This is a genomic window from Blautia sp. DFI.3.45, assembly GCF_020593505.1.
GTDB lineage: Bacteria > Bacillota > Clostridia > Lachnospirales > Lachnospiraceae > Blautia_A > Blautia_A wexlerae.
Map to the genome: position 1 here is coordinate 16,309 of NZ_JAJDMI010000014.1, position 26,090 is coordinate 42,398.

At 42.4% G+C, this 26,090-nt stretch carries 23 protein-coding genes and 1 other annotated feature; of the genes, 21 read left to right on the forward strand and 2 right to left on the reverse strand.

Annotated elements, in window-relative coordinates:
• Nucleotides 1–105: 105 nt before the first annotated feature.
• The gene (locus tag LJE09_RS07000; RefSeq protein WP_008703937.1) at nt 106–2,016 is read right to left on the reverse strand and encodes an ABC-F family ATP-binding cassette domain-containing protein; all 1,911 of its coding nucleotides are present in this window, start codon (nt 2,014–2,016) and stop codon (nt 106–108) included.
• 260 nt (nt 2,017–2,276) lie between these two features.
• Here LJE09_RS07000 and LJE09_RS07005 point away from each other — a divergent pair, with 260 nt between their 5' ends.
• The 21 genes from LJE09_RS07005 (at nt 2,277) to pgeF (ending at nt 24,678) form a co-directional block, all read left to right on the forward strand.
• Nucleotides 2,277–2,924 carry a redox-sensing transcriptional repressor Rex gene (locus tag LJE09_RS07005; RefSeq protein ID WP_008703936.1) on the forward strand — a complete coding sequence of 216 codons (648 nt, stop codon included), beginning with the start codon at nt 2,277–2,279 and terminating at the stop codon, nt 2,922–2,924.
• Nucleotides 2,925–3,013: 89 nt separating this feature from the next.
• Nucleotides 3,014–4,513, forward strand: a complete 1,500-nt coding sequence (locus tag LJE09_RS07010; protein WP_008703935.1) for a bifunctional ADP-dependent NAD(P)H-hydrate dehydratase/NAD(P)H-hydrate epimerase — start codon at nt 3,014–3,016, stop codon at nt 4,511–4,513.
• Between the two features lie 77 nt (nt 4,514–4,590).
• Nucleotides 4,591–5,736 carry an alanine racemase gene (alr, locus tag LJE09_RS07015; RefSeq protein ID WP_195981266.1) on the forward strand — a complete coding sequence of 382 codons (1,146 nt, stop codon included), beginning with the start codon at nt 4,591–4,593 and terminating at the stop codon, nt 5,734–5,736.
• Nucleotides 5,737–5,921: 185 nt separating this feature from the next.
• Nucleotides 5,922–6,269, forward strand: a complete 348-nt coding sequence (locus tag LJE09_RS07020) for a type II toxin-antitoxin system PemK/MazF family toxin (RefSeq protein WP_020994045.1) — start codon at nt 5,922–5,924, stop codon at nt 6,267–6,269.
• A gap of 200 nt (nt 6,270–6,469) precedes the next feature.
• On the forward strand, nt 6,470–7,783 hold the full coding sequence (locus LJE09_RS07025) for a hemolysin family protein (RefSeq protein WP_070102655.1): 1,314 nt from the start codon (nt 6,470–6,472) through the stop codon (nt 7,781–7,783).
• A 41-nt stretch (nt 7,784–7,824) separates the two neighbouring features.
• Entirely contained in the window at nt 7,825–8,556 is a 732-nt protein-coding gene (locus tag LJE09_RS07030) for a YebC/PmpR family DNA-binding transcriptional regulator (RefSeq protein WP_008703925.1), read from the forward strand.
• 110 nt (nt 8,557–8,666) lie between these two features.
• Nucleotides 8,667–9,419 (forward strand): ClpP family protease, encoded by a 753-nt coding sequence (locus LJE09_RS07035; RefSeq protein ID WP_022379998.1) that lies wholly within the window; start codon nt 8,667–8,669, stop codon nt 9,417–9,419.
• Nucleotides 9,420–9,519: 100 nt separating this feature from the next.
• Complete coding sequence (locus LJE09_RS07040) at nt 9,520–10,407, forward strand: sulfide/dihydroorotate dehydrogenase-like FAD/NAD-binding protein (protein WP_055052424.1); 888 nt, start codon at nt 9,520–9,522, stop codon at nt 10,405–10,407.
• Entirely contained in the window at nt 10,407–11,801 is a 1,395-nt protein-coding gene (gltA, locus tag LJE09_RS07045) for an NADPH-dependent glutamate synthase (RefSeq protein ID WP_055057464.1), read from the forward strand. The genes LJE09_RS07040 and gltA overlap by 1 nt, the downstream gene beginning before the upstream one ends.
• A gap of 59 nt (nt 11,802–11,860) precedes the next feature.
• Nucleotides 11,861–12,092 (forward strand) — a binding site (T-box leader).
• Nucleotides 12,093–12,275: 183 nt separating this feature from the next.
• Nucleotides 12,276–13,295 carry a phenylalanine--tRNA ligase subunit alpha gene (gene pheS, locus LJE09_RS07050; RefSeq protein ID WP_026648180.1) on the forward strand — a complete coding sequence of 340 codons (1,020 nt, stop codon included), beginning with the start codon at nt 12,276–12,278 and terminating at the stop codon, nt 13,293–13,295.
• A 104-nt stretch (nt 13,296–13,399) separates the two neighbouring features.
• Nucleotides 13,400–15,817, forward strand: a complete 2,418-nt coding sequence (gene pheT, locus LJE09_RS07055) for a phenylalanine--tRNA ligase subunit beta (RefSeq protein ID WP_008703916.1) — start codon at nt 13,400–13,402, stop codon at nt 15,815–15,817.
• Nucleotides 15,817–16,431 (forward strand): histidine phosphatase family protein, encoded by a 615-nt coding sequence (locus tag LJE09_RS07060; RefSeq protein ID WP_022379995.1) that lies wholly within the window; start codon nt 15,817–15,819, stop codon nt 16,429–16,431. The genes pheT and LJE09_RS07060 overlap by 1 nt, the downstream gene beginning before the upstream one ends.
• Before the next feature lie 430 nt (nt 16,432–16,861).
• Nucleotides 16,862–18,502 carry a MotA/TolQ/ExbB proton channel family protein gene (locus LJE09_RS07065; protein WP_118566421.1) on the forward strand — a complete coding sequence of 547 codons (1,641 nt, stop codon included), beginning with the start codon at nt 16,862–16,864 and terminating at the stop codon, nt 18,500–18,502.
• A gap of 15 nt (nt 18,503–18,517) precedes the next feature.
• Nucleotides 18,518–19,450 carry an OmpA family protein gene (locus tag LJE09_RS07070; RefSeq protein ID WP_055052420.1) on the forward strand — a complete coding sequence of 311 codons (933 nt, stop codon included), beginning with the start codon at nt 18,518–18,520 and terminating at the stop codon, nt 19,448–19,450.
• A 208-nt stretch (nt 19,451–19,658) separates the two neighbouring features.
• Nucleotides 19,659–20,534: a methionyl aminopeptidase gene (locus LJE09_RS07075; RefSeq protein ID WP_008703912.1), complete on the forward strand. Its 876-nt coding sequence runs from the start codon at nt 19,659–19,661 to the stop codon at nt 20,532–20,534.
• A 126-nt stretch (nt 20,535–20,660) separates the two neighbouring features.
• Entirely contained in the window at nt 20,661–21,008 is a 348-nt protein-coding gene (gene rplS / locus LJE09_RS07080) for a 50S ribosomal protein L19 (RefSeq protein WP_008703911.1), read from the forward strand.
• Between the two features lie 73 nt (nt 21,009–21,081).
• Nucleotides 21,082–21,687, forward strand: a complete 606-nt coding sequence (gene lepB, locus LJE09_RS07085) for a signal peptidase I (protein ID WP_118566422.1) — start codon at nt 21,082–21,084, stop codon at nt 21,685–21,687.
• A gap of 6 nt (nt 21,688–21,693) precedes the next feature.
• Nucleotides 21,694–22,539, forward strand: coding sequence for a ribosome biogenesis GTPase YlqF (ylqF, locus tag LJE09_RS07090; protein WP_020994042.1), 846 nt, complete (start codon nt 21,694–21,696; stop codon nt 22,537–22,539).
• Complete coding sequence (locus tag LJE09_RS07095; protein WP_118759244.1) at nt 22,536–23,291, forward strand: ribonuclease HII; 756 nt, start codon at nt 22,536–22,538, stop codon at nt 23,289–23,291. Before ylqF ends, LJE09_RS07095 begins: the two co-directional genes overlap by 4 nt.
• 109 nt (nt 23,292–23,400) lie before the next feature.
• Entirely contained in the window at nt 23,401–23,766 is a 366-nt protein-coding gene (locus LJE09_RS07100) for a YraN family protein (RefSeq protein ID WP_008703904.1), read from the forward strand.
• 60 nt (nt 23,767–23,826) lie between these two features.
• Nucleotides 23,827–24,678 (forward strand): peptidoglycan editing factor PgeF, encoded by an 852-nt coding sequence (gene pgeF / locus LJE09_RS07105; RefSeq protein WP_118759243.1) that lies wholly within the window; start codon nt 23,827–23,829, stop codon nt 24,676–24,678.
• Between the two features lie 127 nt (nt 24,679–24,805).
• Here pgeF and LJE09_RS07110 read toward each other — a convergent pair whose 3' ends face one another.
• Nucleotides 24,806–25,975, reverse strand: a complete 1,170-nt coding sequence (locus LJE09_RS07110) for a ribose-phosphate pyrophosphokinase (RefSeq protein ID WP_055052419.1) — start codon at nt 25,973–25,975, stop codon at nt 24,806–24,808.
• Nucleotides 25,976–26,090: the final 115 nt, after the last annotated feature.

The following is a 26,090-nucleotide window of genomic DNA, read 5'->3' on the forward strand; positions in this document are numbered from 1 at the left end:
ATCCGGTAATGTTTCTATAACATTATAAAGTTCTCCGGGCAGGATCACACTGCAGCGGAGAAACCTGTAAAAAGTTATAAACTGCGAAAATGGGAAGAACCTGCATTATGCAAGTTCTTCCCATTTTTCATATAATCCTTCTAATTCTTCGGTAATGGCGGCTTTCTCTTTGCTGAGTTTCGCACATTCTGCCACATTTGTGCAGATATCCGGGAGAATCATGGTTTCGTCGATCTCTTTATCTCTGGTTTCAAGTTCTTCAATGCGGGCTTCTACTTTTTTTAGTTCATTCTCTCGTTTTCGCTGGCGGGCCTGTTCTTCTTTCTGCTGTTGCCAGGAAAGCTTGTTATCAGAAGCCTGCTTTGCTTCTGTCACAGCCTGAGCGGCAGCCGGAGCATATTTTTCCGTCAGCTCTTCTTTTTTCTCCAGATAATAGTCGTAATCTCCGATATAATTTACAATTGCCTGATTGGTCAGATCCAGGATCCGGGTAGCTGTCTGGTTGATGAAGTAACGGTCGTGGGAAACATAGAATACTGTTCCAGTGTAACTGTTCAATGCCTCTTCAAGAATCTCTTTTGAAGCGATATCCAGATGGTTGGTGGGCTCATCGAGGATCAGAAAGTTTGCTTCGGACAGCATCAGCTTGGCGAGGGAAACACGACCTCTTTCTCCGCCGGACAGAGCGGAGATCAGTTTGAATACATCATCCCCTGTGAAAAGGAATGCTGCCAGCATATTTCGAATTTCTGTTTCCGTAAGTGTGGGATAAGCATCTGAGATTTCCTCAAAAATAGTTTTCTCCATATGAAGAACATGGTGTTCCTGGTCATAGTAGCCAATCTGTACCTTGGAACCAAGAGTAAATCTGCCGCTGTCTGCATCAATCAGCCCATTGATGATCTTTAACATGGTGGTTTTGCCTGTGCCGTTATTGCCAATCAGGGCTACACGTTCTCCACGTTTGATCTCAAAGGAGATGTCACTGAAAAGTGTCTGTCCGGGAAAAGATTTGGAAAGACTTTCCACAGTAAGGACATCATTTCCGCTGACAAATCTTGGTTCCAGGGAAATGCGCATCTGATTCTGAATCTCCTGTGGTTTATCAATGCGCTGGACTTTATCCAGCATTTTCTCGCGGCTTTCCGCACGTTTGATGGATTTCTCGCGGTTAAAGGATTTCAGCTTGGCAATGACTGCTTCCTGATGTTTGATATCCCGCTGCTGGTTCAGATAGGCTTTGTACTGGGCGTCACGCAGCTGGGCTTTTTTCAGGGCATAGGCAGAATAGTTGCCACTGTACATACGCATATTTCCTGCTTCGATTTCCACAACTTTTGTTACAACTTTGTCAAGAAAGTAACGGTCGTGGGATACGATAAATACAGCACCCGGGTAATTCAGAAGATAGGTTTCCAGCCAGGAAATACTCTCCATATCCAGATGGTTGGTAGGCTCATCCAGAAGAAGAATGTCAGGGCTGGCAAGAAGCAGTTTACCCAGAGCTACGCGGGTTTTCTGGCCGCCTGAAAGAGTTTCTATCTGGCGTTCGAAATCTTCTTCTGTGAAACCAAGACCTTTTAATACACCCATGATCTCACTTTTGTAAGCGTAACCATTTTCCAGTTCAAACTGGTGACTCAGTCTTGTGTAAGTATTCATCAGGCTGTCCAGAGCATCTCCGGTGGTGGTTTTCATTTCCTGTTCCAGAGAGCGCAGACGGTTCTCCATATCAATAATGTGCTGTTTGGTGGAAATCAGTTCTTCGTAAATGGTATGATGGCCATGAATGTCCTGATACTGGGCAAGGTAGCCGATATTTTTATCTTTGGCAAGTACCACGTTTCCTGAATCCGGGGAGAGCTCATGCATAATGATTCGCAGCAGAGTCGTCTTGCCTGCACCGTTATTGCCGATGAGAGCTGCCTTTTCGCGGTCTTCTATATGGAAACTGGCATCCTTGAGAATGATTTTTTCGCCAAAGGATTTACAGATATTCTGACATGATAAAATCATAGGAATTCCTCCGTTTGTAATTTGTCCGCGTACTATTATAATCGAAAATGCCTGTTTTTGAAAGCATTTTAAGAGATTTTGTCCAGAGAAAAGAAAGCACCGGATGGATGCATGGAAGAAAATATGATATTCCGGGGAATTTTTCAGAATGAAATTGATAAAAAAATACAGAAATATTTGGTCAAAAAGTACAAATTTAATTTGACAATAAAATAACATCTGGGTATAATTGACATAGATAAGCTAAGGAGGGAAAATTTGTGGAAGCTAAGGAAATTTCGAAAGCGGTAATCAAGCGTTTGCCGCGGTACTACCGCTACCTCGGTGAATTGATGGAGGAGAATGTAGAGCGTATATCTTCAAATGATCTTAGCAAGAAGATGCATGTGACGGCTTCCCAGATTCGTCAGGACTTAAATAATTTCGGTGGTTTTGGTCAGCAGGGTTACGGCTATAATGTACGCTATTTGTATACAGAAATCGGTAAGATCCTTGGGCTGGATACTGTACATCCGATGATTATTCTGGGTGCCGGTAATTTGGGACAGGCATTGGCCAATTATGTGGATTTTGAAAAGCGCGGATTTAAGCTGGTTGGTATTTTTGACGTCAATCCTGTACTTGAGGGGATTGCAGTTCGTGGAATTGAGATTCAGATGTTGAGCGATCTTCCTTTGTTTCTGAAGGAGAATGAGGTTGAGATCGCGATCTTGACTCTTCCTAAAATTAAAGCCAAAGAGATGGCAAAGATTTTGATTGATAATGGAATTAAGGCAATCTGGAATTTTGCACATATTGATCTGGATGCCCCGGAGGATGTAATGGTAGAGAACGTACATCTTTCAGAGAGTCTTATGACTTTGTCCTATAACCTGAGTGAGTACAGAAAGGAACATGAAGGGATGTAAGGGATAACTGTGAAACACAAGGCTGTGGTCATCTGATCACAGCTTTTCTCTTGTATGTAAATGTGTTATTGTAAACAGGAGGTGAACAGATGAGAGAGATTGTAACTGCTGTTGAGATGAAAGAACTGGATCATAATACGATTCAGAAAGCCGGGATATCGTCTCCAGTACTTATGGAGAGGGCGGCATTAAAGACGGTTGAGGAGATTGTACAGAGATTAAAGAATAAAGAAAAAGAGAAAATCCTTGTGGTCTGCGGAACCGGCAACAATGGCGGAGACGGATTGGCGATTGCCAGACTGCTTCAGTTGAGAGGAGTCAGAACCTGGTATTATATTGCGGGTAAGGAAGAGAAAATGACTGCTGAAACTGCCGGACAGCTTAAAACAGCAGAATATTATCAGGTGCCCCGGGTGCATAACCTGGATCCGGATGAATATACTACTATAGTAGATGCCATCTTTGGGGTTGGACTGAGCAGACCTGTAGAGGGAAAATATGCAGAGCTTATCAGTACAATGAACCGGGCATCTGCGTATAAAGTAGCTGTGGATATTCCATCCGGGATTGACTCAGATACCGGATTTGAGAAGGGGATTGCATTCCGGGCAGATCTTACGGTTACCTTTGCTTTTCGCAAAAGAGGGCTGTGTTTTTATCCCGGACGCATGTATGGCGGTGAGATCGTTGTTACGGATATCGGAATCTATTCCATACCCGGAAAGAAAATCTGTATGCATCATCTGGAACGTGAAGATTTAAAAATGCTTCCGGAGAGAGTTCCCTATGGAAATAAAGGAACCTTCGGTAAGGTTCTTCTTATAGCTGGCAGCGAAGGAATGTGCGGAGCTGCATATCTGAGTGCAGCAGCTGCTCTGAAAAGCTCTGCGGGAATGGTGAGAATTCAGACCGTGGAGGCCAACAGGATTCCGTTGCAGACACTGTTGCCGGAAGCCATGATCACCTGTGATTTTGATGAGAAAAAAAACCAGGCAATGCTTGACTGGTGTGATGTGCTTGTGATAGGACCGGGTCTTGGAACCGGAGCGCAGAGCAGGGAAAGAGCTCAGTGGTTCCTGGCGAAGGCAGCTGAGTGTAAAAAAACAGTAATTCTGGATGCAGATGGCCTGAATCTTCTGTCAGTCCATGACAACTGGAAGTGTTTTATCGGGGAACATGTGATCCTGACACCTCATATTGGTGAGATGAGTCGTCTGTGCGGAAAAGAAATCGGTAAGATCCAGGATTGTCTGGCACAGACTGCAGCTGATTATGCAAAGGAGTCTGGAGCGGTTTGCGTTCTGAAGGATGCCTGTACTGTGGTGGCAGATGCTTTTGGAGATATGTATTTGAACATTTCGGGTAATGCAGGAATGGCTACAGCGGGAAGTGGAGATGTGTTAAGTGGTGTGCTTGCCGGTATACAGTGTATGTACCTGGCAGCAGAAAAGAAATTTTCTCCTGTTATTCTGGCTGCACTTGGTGTATATGTGCATGGGCTGGCAGGTGATCTGGCTGCTGAAACAGTAGGGCAGCGAGGGATGACCGCAGGAGATATCATCTGTTTTCTGCCGGAAATACTAAGATAGAATATTCATTTTGAGGCAGTAAATCTGTGAAACAATTTGCAGATATTAACATGAAAAAATAACAGAGGAAAATTATTATGAAGAAAGATAGCAGAGTAAAAGCAGTCATTTCACTGGATGCAGTAGAACATAATTTCCGGGAAATGAGAAAAAATATTGCAGAAGAGACAAAGATGATCGCAGTCATAAAGGCTGACGCTTATGGACATGGCGCGGTGCCGGTTGCACATCTCATTGAGGATTATGATTATATCTGGGGGTTTGCGGCTGCAACTGCGGAAGAAGCGATTCATCTGCGAGAAGCCGGGATTACAAAACCAATCCTGATCCTTGGAATTGTTTTTGATGAATATTTTCCGGAACTTGTCCGTTATGAGATCCGTCCTGCAGTGTGCGAATATGAGGAGGCAAGGAAACTTTCAGACGAAGCGGTTCTGCAGAAAAAAACTGTACATATTCATATTGCTCTGGACACAGGAATGACCAGGATCGGTTTTGCGGATGTACAGGAAAATGTAGAGGAAATTAAAAAAATTTCAGAACTTCCAAATCTTAAGATTGAGGGTATGTTTACTCATTTTGCAAGAGCAGATGAGTATGACAGAAGTCCGGCTATGGTACAATTGGAGCGGTATCTGGATTTTTCAAGGCGCGTAGAAGAGGCAGGAGTGGAAATTCCTCTGCATCACTGTTCTAACAGTGCGGGCATCATACGTATGCCGGAAGCAAATCTGAATATTGTCCGCGCCGGAATCACAATTTATGGAATTTATCCTTCTTCTGAGGTGGAGAGAGATATTGTAAAGCTTGAGCCGGTTATGGAACTTAAGAGTCATGTGACTTATGTGAAGGACGTTCCTGCCGGAGCAGCGATCAGCTACGGCGGTACTTATGTGGCTGACAGGAAGATTCGTGTGGCAACTATTCCGGTGGGCTATGCAGACGGCTATTCCAGGCAGCTTTCCAATAAAGGCTGGGTTCTGATACATGGACAAAAGGCTCCGATCCTTGGCAGAGTCTGTATGGACCAGTTTATGGTAGATGTGACTGAGATTGGTGATGTGAAGAAGGGCGATGAGGTAACACTGATCGGCAGAGACGGGGATGAGTTTATCGGTATTGAGGAGATTGGTGATCTCTGTGGCAGATTTTCCTATGAGTTTGCCTGTGATATCAGCCCGCGTGTGCCGAGAGTCTATATTAAAAACGGGAAAGAAATATAATGTTACTGTTTGCTGAATAGAGACGAAGTGAGCGATAACTGATTTTTATATACCACGCATGTATACACAAGAAAAAGGTGGAAATACTTTATCTTAACCGGACAGAAAATATCCGGCTGATAACAAGGTTTCTTCTTATGGCAATGTTGTAAATTGAAACCGGAAAGAATCGGAGTGTGAATTGTGTGGTAATTAAAAGAGGGGATATATTTTATGCTGATCTTCGCCCTGTAGTGGGGAGTGAACAGGGTGGAATCCGGCCGGTTCTGATCATTCAGAATAACGTAGGTAACCGGCACAGTCCTACAGTGATCTGTGCTGCTATTACATCAAAAATGAACAAGGCTAAGCTTCCTACACATATTGAGATCAATGCGGAACTCTATGGGATTGAAAAAGATTCTGTGATTTTGCTGGAACAGCTTCGTACTATAGATAAAAGAAGATTAAAAGATAAAGTCTGTCATCTGGATGATGCGATGCTGGATAAGGTGAATCATGCACTTGAGATCAGCCTGGAGCTTACGTTCTGATTTTACTTTTTAAGGGATATATCATCTGATCCGGTATTACGATTTTTTGGCTTGCATGTCTCGGATAGTAGTGCGTGAACAATAAATGAACAGTAATTTTTGGTATCTCTGTCCGGTCAGTATCTTGACGATTAATGGAGAAAGTGATATATTTTACCAGTAATTACGCATATTCAATAAGGAGGAGACTGAATAATATAATGGAAGATGGCAGTAGTATGCCCCTCTGGGGCTTATTTGTTTTACTGTTACTGTTGTGGCTGAATGGAATCTTTTACGGGTTTGCCGCAGCGCTGAGAAACATAAGTGAGAATGATACACAGAAGAAAGCAGAGGAAGGCGATAAAAAAGCACAGATGCTGATGGCTCTGATCGACAAACCGGCGCAGTTTGTCAATGCAATTCCGCTGATCGTAATGGCATGTGGTATTTGTTTTGGTACTTTTCTGGTCCCATATGCTGTGGATGCATTTTATCCATACATAAAGCATGTGCCTGCACTGATCCTGGTAATGGCATTGTGTGTGATTTTTCTTGCTGCAATCGGTATTCTGGCTTTTCGGCGGGTTGGTACTTATCATCCTGAAGCTTATGCATATAAGTATCTGAACCTGGTACATTTCTGGCTGAATCTGTTAAAGCCTTTTACTGTATCTGTCACCTGGATCGCCAGACTGGCAGCAGTGCCTTTTGGTGTGGAGATAAACCGTACAGAAAAGTCTGTCACAGAAGAGGAAATCATTTCCATTGTAGATGAAGCTCATGAACAGGGCGTTATCCAGGAGAATGAGGCGGAAATGATCCAGAATATCATATCTTTTAATGAGACAGAAGCCCATGATATCATGACTCACAGAAAGAATGTGGTGGCCTTTGACGAGGAGATATTACTCAAGAACATGATTGACACTATGCTGGAAGAGGGGAATTCCCGTTATCCGGTATATGAGGAGAATATTGACAATATCAAAGGAATTGTCCATTATAAAGATGCGCTTAAGTTTATGACACAGAATCCCTGGGCGAAGTTCAAACCGTTGAAGGAACTGCCCGGAATTATCCGCCAGGCATCCCTGATTCCTGAAACAAGGGGGATTGGAGATCTTTTTCATACTATGCAGGCCAGAAAGATCCATATGGCAATTGTTGTGGATGAATATGGCCAGACAGCCGGGATCGTTACCATGGAGGATATTCTGGAGGAGATTGTCGGAGATATTCTGGATGAATATGATGAGGATGAAATTACGATCCGCGCACAGAAAGATAACAGTCTGATCATTGACGGGCTTGCTTATCTGGAGGATGTGGAAGAAGAGTTGGATGCAGATTTTGGGGATACAGAGTTTGAAACACTGAACGGTTATCTGACCAATATTCTGGGACATATTCCTACAGATAAGGATGTTGATACAAGCATAAAAGCGATTGGATACTGCTTTACGATCTTGTCTATTGGTAATAAAACCATTGGCAAGGTTAAGGTGGAGCGGGATAATAATGTTGCTGTATAAACAGCAGCAGATAAAAATAATTAACAAAAGGAGAAAGAAAGATGTCAGGACATTCAAAATTTGCAAACATTAAGCATAAGAAAGAGAAAAACGATGCAAAAAAAGGTAAGATTTTTACAGTAATCGGACGTGAGCTGGTTATGGCTGTCAAAGCAGGCGGTCCGGATCCAAATAACAACAGCAAACTTCGTGATGTAATTGCCAAAGCGAAAGCAAACAACATGCCAAACGATACAATCGAACGTGGTATCAAAAAAGCAGCAGGTGCTGATTCCGCAGACAACTACGAGAAAGCTGTATATGAAGGATATGGTCCGAACGGTGTTGCTATCATTGTTGAGACTCTGACAGACAACAAGAACCGTACAGCAGGTAATGTACGTAATGCATTTACAAAGGGTAACGGAAGCATCGGAACTCAGGGATGTGTATCCTATATGTTTGATCAGAAAGGTCAGATCATTATTGACAAAGAAGAGTGTGAGATGGATGCAGACGAGATTATGATGCTTGCTCTGGATGCCGGTGCTGAGGACTTCAGCGAGGAAGAGGACAGTTATGAGATTCTCACTGCTCCGGATGATTTCAGTGCAGTTCGCGAAGCTCTGGAAAAAGCAGGTCTGCCTATTGCAGAAGCACAGGTTGCCATGATTCCTCAGACTTATGTGGAGCTTACAGATGAGCAGGCACTCAAGGATCTTCAGAGAACTCTGGATCTTCTGGATGATGACGATGATGTCACAGATTACTGGACAAACTGGGATGAGCAGTAAAATACCGCAGGTATATTGAGACTGCCTGTTTTGGGTTATTGCTGTCGGACATGTATAGTTTATAAAAGAAACACACATAATACCTCCATAGAGAAAATGGAGGTATTTTTATGTCTGAAAACAGATATGGAGAAAAAAGAGAAGAGTCTGAAACAGGGATGAAGCTGCAAAACTGTGAGACACAGGAGTCAGAAAATAAAGTTCAGGAAAGTACCAATGAGCAGATCAAAGATATGGGACAGGTGGTTTTAAACAGCAATTCCCGAAAACACAAGGTAGAGCTTCTGACCATCATTGGTGAGGTGGAAGGTCATGAGTCTGCACCCTCCCATTCCAAAACTACAAAATATGAGCATGTACTTCCAAAGCTTGCCATCATTGAGGATGATGAAGAAATAGAAGGCTTGCTGATCCTTTTAAACACAGTGGGAGGAGATGTGGAGGCTGGGCTTGCCATTGCAGAGATGATTGCCTCATTAAGTATACCAACAGTGTCACTGGTTCTGGGCGGCGGACATTCTATCGGAGTTCCGATGGCCGTATCTGCGGACTATTCTTTCGCAGTACCAAGTGCTACGATGGTGATCCATCCGGTACGTTCCAATGGTATGTTTATCGGAGTGGCTCAGACTTACCGGAATATGGAGAAAATTCAGGACCGTATCACTACATTTATTTCCGAACACTCCAGAGCATCTCAGAAACGTCTGGAAGAGCTGATGCTTGATACTTCTCAGCTGGTAAAAGATGTAGGAACCATGCTGGAAGGAAAAGAGGCAGTAAAAGAAGGGCTGATCGATGAGGTTGGCGGTATTAAGGAAGCGTTGGCAAAATTATATGAAATGATAGAAAAAGAGTGTTGAAAGTGAAAAAAATCTTATATATGCTACAAATCAACCCTTGCCATATGTCAGATTTTGGCGTATTATTAATAGAGGTTTATTATTTGCGAGGAGGAAAACCATGTATAAGATTTTAAAAGCTGAAACACTGGCAGCTAAGATCCATCTTATGGTTGTACACGCACCGCGTGTTGCAAGCCATTGTCAGCCAGGACAATTTATTATCGTTAAGTTAGATGAGAAGGGTGAGAGAATCCCTCTTACTATCTGTGATTATGATCGTGAAGAGGGTACGGTCACAATCGTATTCCAGGAGATTGGTGTATCTACCATCAAGATGGCAGAATTAAAAGCAGGAGATGCATTCCGCGATTTCGTAGGACCTCTTGGATGTCCTTCTGAATTTGTTGAGGAAGATATCGAAGAATTAAAGAAAAAGAAAATGGTATTTGTTGCCGGCGGTGTTGGTACAGCCCCTGTTTACCCACAGGTAAAATGGCTCCATGAACATGGAATCACAGCAGATGTTATTCTTGGTGCAAAAACTAAGGATATGGTTATCCTTGAGAAAGAACTGGGAGAAGTTTCCAATCTTTATGTTACTACAGATGACGGTTCCTATGGCCGTGCAGGTATGGTTACCAAGACTCTTGAGGATCTGGTAACAAATGAAGGCAAACATTACGATGTCTGTGTAGCGATCGGACCGATGATCATGATGAAATTTGTCTGTCTTCTTACCAAGAAGCTTGGCATTCATACAATTGTCAGCATGAACCCGATCATGGTTGACGGAACAGGTATGTGTGGCGCATGCCGCCTTCAGGTTGGCGATGAGATTAAGTTTGCATGTGTAGACGGACCGGAATTCGATGGACATCTCGTTGATTTCGACCAAGCTATGAAGAGAAGCCAGATGTATAAGACTGAAGAGGGACGTGCATTACTGAAACTTCAGGAAGGTGATACCCATCATGGCGGATGTGGACATTGTGGAGGTGACAAGTAATGGCAGATGCAAAGATGTTAAAGAAAGTTCCTGTAAGAGAACAGAATCCAAAAGTACGTGCAACAAACTTTGAAGAAGTTTGTCTTGGATACAATCAGGAAGAAGCAATGGAAGAAGCACAGAGATGCTTAGGCTGTAAGAAACCGAAATGTGTGGAAGGCTGTCCTGTATCCATTAATATTCCTGGATTTATTGAAGAGATCAAAGAGGGAAAGATCGAAGAGGCATACAAAGTGATCGGATTATCCTCCGCACTTCCGGCTATCTGTGGACGTGTATGTCCTCAGGAATCCCAGTGTGAGGGTAAATGTATCCGCGGAGTCAAAGGCGAAGCTGTTTCTATCGGTAAGCTGGAGAGATTTGTTGCTGACTATGCTCTGGAACATGATATCAAACCTGTTGGAGCAGAAGTTAAGAACGGACATAAAGTTGCAGTGATCGGTTCCGGTCCTTCCGGACTTACCTGTGCAGGTGATCTTGCAAAAGCTGGTTATGATGTAACTGTATTTGAAGCTCTTCATGAACTTGGCGGTGTTCTTGTTTACGGTATTCCGGAGTTCCGTCTTCCGAAACAGAAAGTTGTTAAGAAAGAAATTGAAAAAGTTAAAGAATTAGGTGTTAAATTCGAGACGAATGTTGTTATCGGTAAATCCACAACAATTGATCAGCTGATCGAGGACGAAGGATTTGAAGCTGTATTTATCGGATCAGGTGCCGGACTTCCAATGTTCATGGGTATCCCGGGTGAGAATGCAAGCGGTGTATTCTCTGCCAACGAATATCTTACAAGAAGCAACCTGATGAAAGCTTTTGATGATTCTTATGATACACCGATCGCAGCAGGAAAGAAAGTAGCAGTTGTAGGCGGTGGTAATGTTGCTATGGATGCTGCCAGAACAGCTTTAAGACTTGGTGCTGAAGTACATATCGTATACAGAAGAAGTGAAGCAGAGCTTCCTGCACGAGCAGAGGAAGTTCATCACGCAAAAGAAGAGGGAATCATCTTTGATCTTCTTACTAACCCGAAGGAAATCCTTGTAGATGAGAACGGTCATGTAAAAGGTATGAAGGTTGTCAAGATGGAACTTGGTGAGCCGGATGCTTCCGGAAGACGTCGTCCGGTTGAAATTCCGGGATCTGAATATGACATGGATGTAGATACAGTTATCATGTCTCTTGGTACTTCCCCGAACCCTCTTATTTCTTCTACAACAAAAGGTCTTGAAGTCAATAAGAGAAGATGTATCATTGCTGAAGAAGAAACAGGTAAGACATCTAAAGATGGTGTATATGCCGGCGGTGATGCTGTTACAGGTGCAGCTACTGTTATCCTTGCCATGGGTGCAGGTAAAGCTGGTGCCAAAGGTATCGATGAATATCTTAAAAATAAATAATGTAAATGGTACTTGACAGATTTTGACGTCTGTGGCATGATTACTAGTGTTGATAATCATGAAAAGCTTAGAAGGTGTTTACAGGGATTTATTTTCCGTCAGAGAGAGGAAGCCATCGGCTGGAAGCTGCCTCAGGTTCAGATATTTCCTGAATTTCCCACCGGAGCCGCGTTTCTGAATGACAGTATTTACTGAGTAGGAAATGACGTTACTGCGCGTTAAGCAGACCGAGAGCCTGTAGAAAATGCAGGAAGCAGGGTGGTACCGCGGATATTTTACTCCGTCCCTTTAGTGGGACGGAGTTTTTTGTTTGCCAATTCTGCTATTATAACATGAATTGCGAGAACTGCTTTTGCAACGGAGCGATTTGTGGCTATCAAGTCAGAGTCAGATTTTACGTTACTGTTCATTCTGTTCTCAGTAACGATTTTTCTTCTCTGACATTATGACATAAAGGAGAAAGAGAACATGGATATGAAAGAAAGACTTCAGGAACTGGCTGAAGCAGCCGGAAAACGGATCAGTGAATCCGAAGGTCTGGAAAAACTGAACGAAGTACGTGTGGCATACCTTGGTAAAAAAGGTGAATTGACTGCAATTTTAAAGAGTATGAAAGATGTTGCACCGGAAGAGCGCCCGAAGGTTGGACAGCTTGTAAACGAAACAAGAAGCAAGATAGAAGCACTTCTTGATGAATCTAAACAGAAACTGGAAGAAGCAGCACGTGAAGAGAAGATGAAACAGGAAGTGATTGATGTGACTTTACCTGCAAAGAAAGCTAAAATCGGTCACCGTCACCCGAACACCATCGCCCTGGAAGAAGTAGAGCGTATCTTTATTGGTATGGGTTATGAAGTAGTAGAGGGACCGGAGGTAGAGTATGCGGATTACAACTTTACTAAACTGAATATTCCGGAAAATCATCCGGCACGTGATGAACAGGATACTTTCTTTATCAACGATTCTATCCTTCTTCGTTCCCAGACTTCACCGGTTCAGGCACGTACTATGGAGAAAGGAAAGCTGCCGATCCGTATGATTGCACCTGGTCGTGTATTCCGTTCAGATGAAGTAGATGCAACACATTCTCCTTCTTTCCATCAGATCGAAGGTCTTGTTATTGACAAGAACATCACTTTTGCAGATCTTAAGGGAACTTTGCAGGAGTTTGCACAGGAATTATTCGGACCTGAGACAAAAACTAAGTTCAGACCACATCACTTCCCGTTCACAGAGCCAAGCGCAGAGGTGGATGTATCCTGTTTCAAGTGTGGTGGTAAAGGCTGCCGTTTCTGTAAAGGTTCCGGTTGGATTGAAATCCTTGGCTGCGGTATGGTTCATCCGAATGTATTAAGCATGTGCGGAATTGATCCGGAAGAATACACAGGATTCGCATTTGGCGTAGGTCTTGAACGTATTGCACTTCTGAAATATGAGATTGATGACATGAGACTGCTCTATGAGAATGATATCCGTTTCCTGAAACAGTTCTGATGAAATGACTGTCTGAAACAACAGAGCTATGCAGCCAAGAGGAAATTTCTGTCCGGGAAAGCTGCTATAAGTCTGAGCTATAATATAGAAAGAGGATTAACAAAATGAATACTTCATTATCTTGGATTAAAATGTATGTGCCGGATCTTGATGTGACAGCACAGGAATATACAGATGCCATGACACTGACAGGAACAAAAGTGGAAGGCTTTGAAAAACTGGACGCAGATCTGGATAAGATCGTGATCGGTCAGATTGAAAAAATTGAGAAACATCCGGATGCAGATAAACTGATCATCTGCCAGGTGAATATCGGAACAGAGACTGTACAGATTGTTACAGGCGCTCCTAATGTAAAAGAGGGAGATAAGGTTCCTGTTGTTCTTGACGGTGGACGTGTTGCCGGTGGACATGACGGAAAGAAAACACCGGGTGGAATTGAAATTAAAAAAGGAAAACTTCGCGGAATCGATTCCTATGGTATGATGTGTTCCATCGAAGAGCTGGGAAGCACAAGAGAAATGTATCCGGAAGCACCGGAATACGGAATCTATATTTTTCCTGAAGACGCTGTTGTAGGCGAGAGTGCGATCAAGGCACTGGGCCTGGATGATGTTGTCTTTGAATATGAAATCACATCCAATCGTGTTGACTGCTACGGCGTACTGGGAATTGCAAGAGAAGCGGCAGCTACGTTTAATGAGAAATTCTGTCCTCCTGTTGTAGAGTGTAAGGGAAATGATGAAAAAGCTTCTGACTATGTAAAAGTAACGGTAGAAGATCCGAAACTTTGTCCACGTTACTGCGCAAGAGTCGTAAAGAATGTTAAGATCGGACCATCTCCGAAATGGATGCAGAGATGTCTGGCTTCCAATGGAATCCGTCCGATCAATAATCTGGTAGATATTACAAACTATGTAATGGAAGAATTTGGTCAGCCAATGCACGCATATGATCTGGACAGGATTGCAGGAAAAGAAATCGTTGTACGTCGTGCAGAGAATGATGAGAAATTTGTAACGCTGGATGGACAGGAACGTACCATGGATGATCAGGTACTGATGATTTGTGACGGTGAGAAAGCAGTTGGTATTGCCGGTATCATGGGTGGAGAGAATTCTATGATCACAGACGATGTAAAAACTGTTCTTTTCGAGGCTGCATGTTTTGATGGAACAAATATCCGCCTTTCTTCCAAGAGAATCGGTCTGAGAACAGATGCTTCCGGTAAATTCGAAAAGGGTCTTGACCCGAACAATGCGCAGGCAGCTATCGACAGAGCATGCCAGCTGATGGAGGAACTTGGGGCAGGTGAAGTCGTAGGTGGAATGGTAGATATCTGCAATGAAGTAAGAGAACCATCCAGAGTTCCTTTCAAACCGGAGAAGATTAATGCTCTTCTTGGAACTGACCTGACACCGGAAGAAATGCTTGCTTATTTGGCAAAAGTAGAACTGACCTATGACGAAAAAACAAATGAGATCGTAGCTCCTACTTTCCGTCAGGATATCCATTATGTAGCTGATGTTGCAGAAGAAGTTGCAAGATTTTTCGGATATGATAAGATTCCTACTACTCTGCCTACAGGTGAAGCTACAACAGGTAAGCTTCCGTTTAAACTTCGTATTGAAGCAGTGGCACGTGATATTGCGGAATATTGTGGTTTCTCTGAAGGAATGACCTATTCTTTCGAAAGTCCGAAGGTATTTGACAAATTAAGACTTCCGGCTGACAGTAAGCTCCGTCAGGGAATCGTGATCAGCAATCCTCTGGGAGAAGACTACAGTGTCATGAGAACAACTACTTTAAACGGTATGCTCAGTTCTCTGGCTACGAACTATAACAGAAGAAATAAAGATGTACGTCTCTATGAACTTGGTAATGTATATCGTCCGAAAGCACTTCCTCTTACAGAACTTCCGGATGAGCGTATGCACTTTACACTTGGTATGTATGGAAACGGCGATTTCTTTGACATGAAAGGTGTATGTGAAGAGTTCTTTGAGAAAGTAGGAATGAGAGATAAAGTAGATTATGATCCAAACAGCGGAAAAACTTACCTTCATCCCGGAAGACAGGCAAATATGGTTTATGATGGTAAGGTTGTGGGCTATCTGGGAGAGGTTCATCCTCTGGTTGCAGATACTTATGGAATCGGTGATAAGGCATATGTGGCAGTGATTGATATCCTTACGGTTCTTGAATTTGCAAGCTTCAACCATAAATACACAGGAATTGCAAAATATCCTGCAGTAACCCGCGATTTAAGTATGGTCGTTCCGAAAACCGTTCTTGCAGGACAGATTGAACATATTCTGACTCAGAGAGGTGGAAAGATTCTGGAGAGTTATCAGTTATTTGACATTTATGAAGGAAACCAGATTAAAGGAGGATATAAATCCATGGCTTATTCTCTGGTATTCCGTCACCATGACAAGACTCTGGAAGAGAGCGAGATTACAGCTGCAATGAAGAAAATCCTGAATGGTCTGACAGACCTTGGAATCGAGTTGAGAAGTTAATGCTGATTTATGTATTAAGACATGGGATAACTCAGTGGAATAAACTGAAAAAAGTGCAGGGGGCAATGGATATTCCCCTTGCACCGGAAGGAATTGAACTGGCGAAAAGAACAGGAGAAGCATTAAAAGATGTTCCGTTTGATATCTGTTTTACCAGTCCTCTGGCAAGAGCGAGACAGACAGCACATTATGTGCTGGGAAACAGGCAGATTCCTGTTATTGAGGATAAAAGAATCCAGGAAATTGATTTCGGAGTTCTTGAAGGAAGCCGGTTTAAGGATGAACAAGGGAAGATCATCAGCCATGAAATGGAAATTTTCTTTGAAGAGCCACAGAAATTTGAACGTCCTCAAAACGGCGAAAACATTTCTGATATCCTGAAACGCACCAGAGAATTCTGGGTGGAGAAAACGACAGATCCTGCTCTGGCAGACAAAACAATTCTTGTTTCTTCTCATGGATGTGCAGTTCGTGCACTGCTTCAGAATGTCTATCAGGATCCGGAACATTTCTGGCATGGATGTGTGCCTCCAAACTGCAGTATCAATCTGCTTGAAGTAAAAGATGGAAAAGCCAGATTTCTGGAAGAAGATAAAGTTTATTCTGAAATATAACAATTCTGTAAAATAATCCGGTGGAAAACTGTGCTTTGAGTACAGCTTTTCTGCCGGACTTTTAATATATTTTGTTACTGTTTATACACCACTATCCCGAGACATACAAGCCAAAATTCCATTGCCGCAGGCAATCTGGAATGAATTTTGGCTGTTACTGTTCACTGGTAATATCCCGCGAGGTGTTTTTTGTGAGCGAAGGTCACAGAAAACCCGAGATATACCGCGCGAATTTATGCGATTAGCATAAATTCTGTGCATCGCGAAGCGTGTTACTGAGAACGGAGTGAACAGTAACTTTTGGCTACGTTACTGTGAACAGTAACTATATTTTTACTTGTGACAGATATGACGTTGTGATATGATATACGAAAAAGGAAATTGTCTGTAATTTTGTGCAGAATCTGCAAATAATCACAGGAGGTGTATTATGGGCAAAAAAATTATGAATACGGTTCTTTTTCTGGTGGTGCTTGGTGGATGTGTTGCCATGACGCTGCTGACCGGGAATGGTTCATCAGGCACGATGATTTATAACTTTGCATTCCTCGCTGTTATGGCTGTGATCTATCTGGCCGGACTGTTTGGCGGTATGTTTCGGGTAGACAGCATTGGAGAGGCTCTTGCAAGAGGAACGCAGGAGCTTTCCAGTATATTCAAAATACCCGGAAAAGCCAAAAGCGAAGATCTTTCCTGCCTGAAGGGGATGTTTGAACATAAATATCTGGATGACAGAATGGACAGCTTTGTAGATGCCATGGAGAAAAACCAGGAAGGAATCGGAGATGTTGAAGATTACATAAATGAGGACGAGATTGATCTTTATGTACATAAGAAGATTCTGGAAATGGCACCGGATATTTTTACCAGCCTTGGTATTCTTGGTACTTTTATTGGTCTGGTATGGGGGCTTAAGAGTTTTGAGCCATCCAGCTATGAGACAATGACTACCTCTGTATCTGCCCTGGTAGATGGCATCAAAGTAGCATTCCTTACTTCTATCTATGGAATTGCATTTGCACTGATCTACAGTTCCGGAATGAAAAGCGTTTATTCCGGAATGGATGCGAAGCTTCAGGGGTTTCTGGAGAGATTTCATCTTTATGTACTTCCGGCGGCTGAGAGCGAGTCAAGAAACCTGATGCTTGCAAGTCAGAAGGTTCAGACAAAAGCCATGAAACAGATGGCAGAGCAGCTTACCTCACAGATGGCAGAGAGTTTTGAGAAAGCAATCAATCCTACTTTCCAGAAGATGACAGAATCTCTGGAGATTCTGACAGAATCTGTAACAAAATGTCAGGAGGATGTGGTTCAGGATATCCTGCGTACTTTTTTGCGGGAGATGAACGGTTCATTTAAAATGCAGTTCACAGATTTCAACGAAGCTCTTGTACAGCTGAAGGAAGCGCAGAAAGAAAATATTGATTATACTACAAGGCTCTATCAGACGATGAGTAATCAGCTGAATACCTCATATGCAAAACAGAGTGAAGCTATGAAAGACCTTGTAAATGAACTGGGACAGGTTCAGGGCCGTTATATGTCTACGGCAACAAGAATCACACAGGATAATCAGGAAATCCAGAAGCTTCAGCAGCAGGATTATCAGCGCATTGCGGATTATCTGCATGAATCCGAGAAATCTTCTGCCAAATTCTGGGTTGCCTGCAATCAGACAATGCAGAAATATGTGGAAGCTGCTGCACAGGGAATGGAAAAGGTTTCTGCCGCAAATCAGGCAGGAAAAGATGTGCTTGAAGCGAACCGCGGACTGGTGGAACAACTGGATGCAAAAATGAAGGACTTTGTATCTTATCAGAAGATGACCTATGAAACAATGGAAGAGGTGCGCAAACTTTTTGCAGACATTTCTGTTCAGAAAGAGGATAACAATATTTATCTTTCCGGCGGAAAGGCGGCTCAGAGTGCGGCGCAGAAAGAATCCGCAGAAGAAATACGCAGGCTTCTGGAAGAACAGAGCGAACGTCAGGAGGCACTTCTGGAGGAAATGAACAAAAATATGAAAAATATTTCCAAAAACCAGAAAGGTAAATTCAGCTTATTTAAATAGAAAAAGGAGAAAAATATGCGCAAAAGAAAGAAATCAGAAGAGGGCGGATTTAATGTCTGGCGGTCTTATTCTGATATGATGGCCGGTGTGCTGCTCCTTTTTATACTGATTATGTGTGTGACTCTTTTTCAGGCTCAGAAAAGTTATAATGAGAGTATTAAGGAGAGAGATGACAAGATAGCTCTTCAGGAGCAGTATACAGCGGAAATTCTGGCACAGCAGAGTGAGCTGGACGAGAAAAACAGCAAGCTGAGTTCCCAGGATGAACAGCTTGACAAGCAGAAAAAGCTTCTTGCAGAACTGGCAGCACAGTTAAAGGAACAGCAGGCCAGCCTTGATGAAAAAACATCTCTTCTTGCAACACAGCAAAAGAAAATTGATAATATCATCGGTGTCAAGGCAGATGTTATTGAAGCATTGCAGAAGGAGTTTTCCAAAAACAATGTAAGTGTTGATATTGATGCTCAGACAGGTGCTCTTACCCTCAATGCAAATGTATTATTTGACTATGATAAGTCAGAACTGACAGATGAGGGCAAACAGGAACTTGCAGATATCCTTCCGATTTACTGTAAGGTGCTTCTTCAGAAAGATTATAAGAAGTATCTGGCTGAGATCATCATTGACGGTTATACAGACACAGACGGAGACTATGATTACAATCTGGAGCTTTCTCAGAAACGTTCTCTCGCAGTTGCACAGTATCTGACGGAAATCAGGGAGAACTTCCTGAGTTCTGATGAGATTTCAGAACTTCAGAATTATCTGACCGTAAATGGTCATGGTTCAGCCAATCCGGTTCTGGATTCCGATGGGAATGTAGATAAGGATGCATCCAGACGAGTGGAAGTAAAGTTTCGTCTGAAAGATGATGAGATGATAAATGAGCTTAATCAGATTATGAATACAGATAAGACTTCTGATTCTGAAAAATCCGGCAGCAATTAAACTGCCGGATTTTTCAATTCCGGAGTGTGTTTGAAAAATGCTTTGATGCAGATGCTTTTTCTTACAATTCACGAAAGATAACGAGTAATTTTACCAATAACAGTTCACATTTCCGAGAGAAAATGTGGTATGATAAAACAGTACACAGTTTCCTGTAATGGTGATGATGCGCTGTACCCTACATAAGAAAAAAGAAAGAGGAATTATCATGTCTTTGAAAATTGGAAGAAACGATCCATGCTGGTGTGGAAGCGGAAAAAAATATAAAAAATGCCATGAGGCATTTGATGAAAAAATGGAAATAATGAAGCAGAAAGGATATGCAGTGATCGATCATGATCTGATCAAAACACCCGAACAGATCGCGAAAATAAAAGAAAGCTGCAAAATCAATATCGCAGTTCTTGATTATGTGGAAGAGCATATTAAACCAGGTGTATCCACTGAAGAGATTGACAGATGGGTACATGAAGAGACTGTACGGCATGGGGGAATCCCGGCACCGTTAAATTACGAAGGATTTCCAAAGAGCGTGTGTACTTCTGTAAATGAAGTGGTATGCCATGGAATCCCGGATGAAGAGCAGATTCTGAAAGAGGGAGATATTATCAATGTTGATGTATCTACAATATATAATGGTTATTATTCTGACTCGTCCAGAATGTTCTGCATCGGTAAAGTGAGTCCGGAGAAAGAAAAACTTGTCAAGGTCACAAAAGAATGTGTTGAGATTGGTATTTCCCAGGTGAAACCATGGACTCCGATCGGAAATATGGGAAGTGCAGTTCATAAACATGCAGTAGAAAACGGATATTCTGTAGTCAGAGAAATCGGTGGACATGGTGTGGGAGTTGAGTTCCATGAAGATCCATGGGTAAGCTTTGTTTCTGAAGAGAATACAGGTGTCCTGATGGTTCCGGGTATGATGTTTACCATAGAGCCGATGGTAAATATGGGAAGCGATGAAATTTATACGGATGAGATTGACGAGTGGACAGTCCGTACAGAGGACGGACTTCCTTCAGCCCAGTGGGAAGTAACTGTTCTGGTTACGGAAACAGGATGTGAAGTAATCTGCTGGTAAAAAATTTGCAAAAAGTATTGCAATACATCAGGCTATATAGTATAATCACAACTGTTGTGAAAAAAGATGGTCCTCTGTTACAGGATATGTATTAAGAACATCCATATAAGAATAGGAGAAAATACAATGAACGAAATTATCAAAAACATCGAAGCAGCTCAGTTAAAAGCTGAAGTACCGGCATTCAACACAGGTGATACTGTAAGAGTACACGCACTGATCAAAGAAGGAAACCGTGAACGTGTTCAGGTTTTTGAAGGAACAGTTCTCAAGAAACAGGGCGGAAGCAACAGAGCTACATTTACTGTAAGAAAGAGCTCTAACGGAGTAGGCGTTGAGAAAACATGGCCACTTCATTCCCCACATGTAGTAAAAGTAGAAGTTATCCGTCGTGGTAAAGTACGTCGTGCGAAACTGAACTACTTAAGAGATCGTGTGGGTAAAGCAGCTAAGGTTAAAGAGCTTGTTAAATAATTTCATGAATTAGCAGAAGAAGGGACAATAACTTGTGTATTGTCCCTCTTTTTCCATCTGTCAGGAGATTTGGATGAATATCAGAAAATGGAAAGATAGTCCGGCACTGAAAGAGACCAGAGATATGCTGGAAATAAAACTTGAAGATAAAAAAGTCCGGGGAATCCTTAACTGGATATTTCAGATAGCGGTAGTGCTCATTTTTGGCATTCTGGCGGGAATTGCGCTGTTTCAATCAGTGACTGTACAGGAGAGTGCCATGGAGCCCACACTGCAGGTTGGAGAACACTTTTTTGTAAACAGGGCTGTTTATAAAGTATCCTCACCTGAACGGGGAGACATCATTGTATATAAAACCAGTGGAAGTGATGATGCGGCTCTGCATATCGGCCGCGTGGTCGGTCTGCCTGGTGAGACTGTACAGATATCCAACGGAGCAGTATTGGTCAACGGAGAAGTATATAATGAAAATAAGAATTTTCCTGAAATCAGTAATGCGGGATTGGCATCCGACGGAGTGTCTCTGGAAAGCGGTGAGTATTTTGTACTTGGCGATAACAGAAATAACAGTGAGGACAGCCGGTATGGTGATATCGGAAATATCAATAAGAAATATATTGTGGGAAAGGTATGGTTTGTCATTTCCCCGAAAGATAAATTTGGATTTTTGAAAGGTTAGGTGTATATGAACGTACAGTGGTACCCTGGTCATATGACCAAGGCAAAGAGACAGATGCAGGAGGACATTAAGCTGATCGATCTGATCATTGAACTTGTGGATGCCCGCGTACCTCTTTCGAGCAGAAACCCGGATATCGATGAACTGGGAAAAAATAAATCCAGACTGATTCTTCTTAATAAATCAGATCTGGCTGACGAGCGCCAGAATGAAGCCTGGAAAACTTATTTTCAGGCAAAGGGATTTTATGTTGTAAAAGTAGATTCCAGAAATGGTTCCGGAATGAAAGCAATCAATAATGTGATCCAGGAAGCATGTAAGGAAAAGATAGAAAGAGACAGACGCCGCGGTATTAAAAACCGTCCGATCCGCGCTATGGTAGTGGGAATCCCGAATGTAGGAAAATCTACATTTATCAATACCTTTGCAGGACGGGCCTGTGCAAAGACCGGAAACAAGCCGGGAGTTACGAAAGGAAAACAGTGGATCCGTCTGAATAAGGGAGTAGAACTTTTGGACACTCCTGGTATTTTGTGGCCGAAATTTGAAGACCAGCAGGTGGGAATCCGTCTGGCATGTGTAGGTTCTATCAAAGATGACATTCTGAATATGGAGGAACTGGCACTCTGGCTGATCGATTATCTGCGCGAAAATTATAAAGGGATTCTGGCAGAGAGATATCAGATCACAGAGGAGGGAACTTCTGTGGAAGTTCTGGAGGCGATTGCCAGAGCCAGAGGGTGTCTGAAAAAGCAGGAAGAGCTGGACTATGCCAAAGCTTCGCTGATACTGTTTGATGATTTCCGTTCCGGAAAAATGGGGCGGATCACATTGGAGTGGGCGCCATTATGAAAACAATAGCTGAGATTAAAGTCGAGTTTGCTGCAGCAGATATGAGCAGCTACCCGGCTTTATATGAAATTTATAAAGAAGATACAAGAAGTGGTGTGCAAAAGCTGATCGCACAGTGCCGCAAAAAGGAAGCAGCTCTGGAAGCGGAGAAGCAGCGTATTGAAAATATGAAGGTATATGAGCATAAATATGAACATCTTGGTTATTTATGCGGAATTGATGAAGTGGGAAGAGGCCCCCTTGCAGGCCCGGTTGTGGCATGTGCAGTAATTCTGCCACAGGACAGCCGGATCCTTTATCTGAACGATTCCAAGAAACTCAGTGCTTCCAAAAGAGAAGAACTGTATGATGTGATTATGAGGGAAGCGGTTTCAGTAGGAATCGGTATGCGCAGCCCGGAGCGTATTGACGAGATCAATATCCTTCAGGCTACTTATGAGGCAATGCGGGAGGCGGTAAGTAAACTGGAAGTGGTTCCTCAGCTTCTTCTCAATGATGCAGTCACGATTCCTCAGATCACCATTCCACAGGTTCCCATTATTAAGGGAGATGCAAAGAGTGTTTCCATTGCAGCAGCAAGTATTGTTGCAAAAGTGACAAGGGACAGAATGATGGAAGAATATGATAAAGTGTTCCCGGAATATGGTTTTGCATCAAATAAGGGATATGGTTCTGCCGATCATATTGCGGCACTGAAAAAATACGGAGAAACCCCGATCCACAGAAAGACCTTTATTACACATTTCATATAAACAGTTGCAAAAGGGTTACTATCCTTCAGTACACAGCAATACACTGAGTGATGCACAGTAACAACAAAAGATGCCTACATATAATATAAAAAGAAATGGATGGAAGAATTTGCATAAAAATACCCGGTCTACCGGAAGCTGTTACGAACGAAAAGCTGCTGATTATCTGAAACAGCAGGGATTATTTATTCTGAGATATAATTACAGATGCAGATTTGGAGAAATCGATCTGATTGCCAGAGATGGAGAATATCTTGTTTTTGTTGAGGTAAAATACAGGAAAGACAATAGTTCCGGTTATTCGCTGGCTGCAGTAAATCCTGCTAAACAGAAAACCATATGTAAGGTGGCAAGGTATTTTCTTACAGTGGAATATCACAATGTGGATATCCCATGCCGTTTCGATGTGGCAGGAATTGACGGGGATGAAATACACTGGGTTAAGAATGCGTTTGAATATATTGCAATCCTCTAATAATTATAGAAACTGCTTTGATGAATAATCTGCCATACAGCAGGAAGGGAATAATGAAATATGAAGATAAAATGGAACAGTGAACAGATTCCAAAGATGAATGTAAAAAACAATAAAGATGTTACATTTCTTACATATCCCGCATATGAAGAAATGAACTGGCTTGTTCATGGATTCAGCACCCGCTTTGGCGGAGTGAGCAGAGGAATCTACAGTTCTATGAACCTGAGTTTTACAAGAGGTGATGAGGAATCCTGCGTGAAAGAAAATTACAGAAGGATTTCTGATGCTATGGGATTTGATACGAACAGCATCGTTACATCTGATCAGACTCATACCAACAATGTGCGGAAAGTAACAGAGAAAGACCGCGGAAAGGGAATTGTGATCCCGCGTGATTATACAGATACAGATGGAATGATCACAAATGTTCCGGGGCTGGTTCTCGCAACCTTTTATGCGGATTGCGTTCCACTGTATTTTGCTGATCCGGCGAATCACGCGATCGGACTGTCTCATTCGGGATGGAGAGGTACGGTTCAGAAAATCGGTGCAGTTACCATAGAAAAGATGTCTGAAGAGTATGGAAGTAATCCGAAAGATCTGAAGGTGGCCATCGGACCGTCTATCTGTCAGGAGTGTTATGAAGTCAGCGAAGATGTGATTGAAGAATTTGAAAAGGTTTTTGATAAGAAATACCGGAACAGGCTGTTTTACAGAAAAGAAAACGGAAAATATCAGTTAAATCTGTGGATGGCAAACAAGATTATTTTTCTGGAAGCGGGAATCCCGGAAGAAAACATTTCCATGCCAAATCTCTGTACCTGCTGTAATCCTGAGTTTCTCTTTTCTCACAGGGCTTCCCATGGAAAAAGGGGAAATCTTGGGGCTTTTCTTGGCATACGTTCATAAAACCTGAAATTGTTATAAGCACAACAGTGCGAAGTGAGTAATCCTGAATTGGCAGATTAACTGTACAATACGAAAAAGGGGGGAGCTGGTTAACAGCTCCCCTTTTCGTATTCATCTGCCGGAAAAACTATCTGGAATTTACTTTTTCCATAAGAGACATGATCTTTTCGTTGCTGGAACGAACCTTCTCAACGGAAACATCATGATTGATGATATCAATGATGCTCGCAAGATATTTGCTCATATTTGCTTCTACATAATATGGTCTTTCGAGAAGTTCCGGAATGCGGTAATTCAGGTTGGTTGTGATCACTCTGTCAAGCCAGCCTTTCTCATAATATTCATCAAATTTATCCAGACCGTCTGTGAACAGACCGTAGGTAGTGCATACAAATACTCTCTTTGCGTTGCGTTCTTTTAACTGTTTGGCAACATCCAGCATACTTCCGCCGGAGGAAATCATGTCATCGATAACTACAACATCTTTGCCTTCTACGGAATCTCCGAGGAATTCATGTGCAACAATAGGATTCTTTCCATTGACGATTGTAGAGTAATCACGACGTTTGTAGAACATACCCATATCTACTCCAAGGATATTGGAGAAATATACAGCTCTTGACATGGCACCTTCATCAGGGCTGATGATCATCAGATGGTCATTGTCAACACGAAGATCCGGCACACTCTTGATCAGAGCTTTTAAAAACTGATAAGTAGGGAAAAAGTTATCAAAACCATTCAGCGGAATAGAGTTCTGGACACGTGGATCATGGGCATCAAAGGTAATGATATTGGAAACTCCCATATCGCTTAATTCCTTCAGTGCCAGTGCACAGTCCAGAGATTCTCTTTTAGTACGTCTGTGCTGGCGGCCTTCATAAAGGAACGGCATAATTACATTGATACGGTGTGCCTTGCCTGTTGCAGCGGAAATAATTCGTTTAAGATCCTGGAAATGGTTGTCAGGAGACATATGGTTCTCGTGTCCGCATACAGTATAAGATTCACTGTAATTGGTCACATCAACCATAATATAAAGGTCAGTGCCACGAACGGATTCTTTAATATAACCTTTACCTTCACCGGTTCCGAAACGGGGGCATTCACATTCTACAATAAATGATTCTTCGCTGTATCCCTGAGGAATAGCACTGAGCTGTTTGCGTTCAACCAGCTCTTTACGGAATTTAACAAGTTTTCTGTCAACTTCTTCTGCAAGTTCTCTGCATCCAAGAGCTGCAATACGGATAGGTGCAACCGGCATGGATTTTTCCAACAATTCTATGTTTGGCATAATACTCCTCCTAAGTAGTGATTTTATACTCAAAAAATAGATTTCAATATAATATATAACATTTGCCCTAAAATACGTCAAGGAATTTATTGATTTTTTCTTTTACAATTGTTAT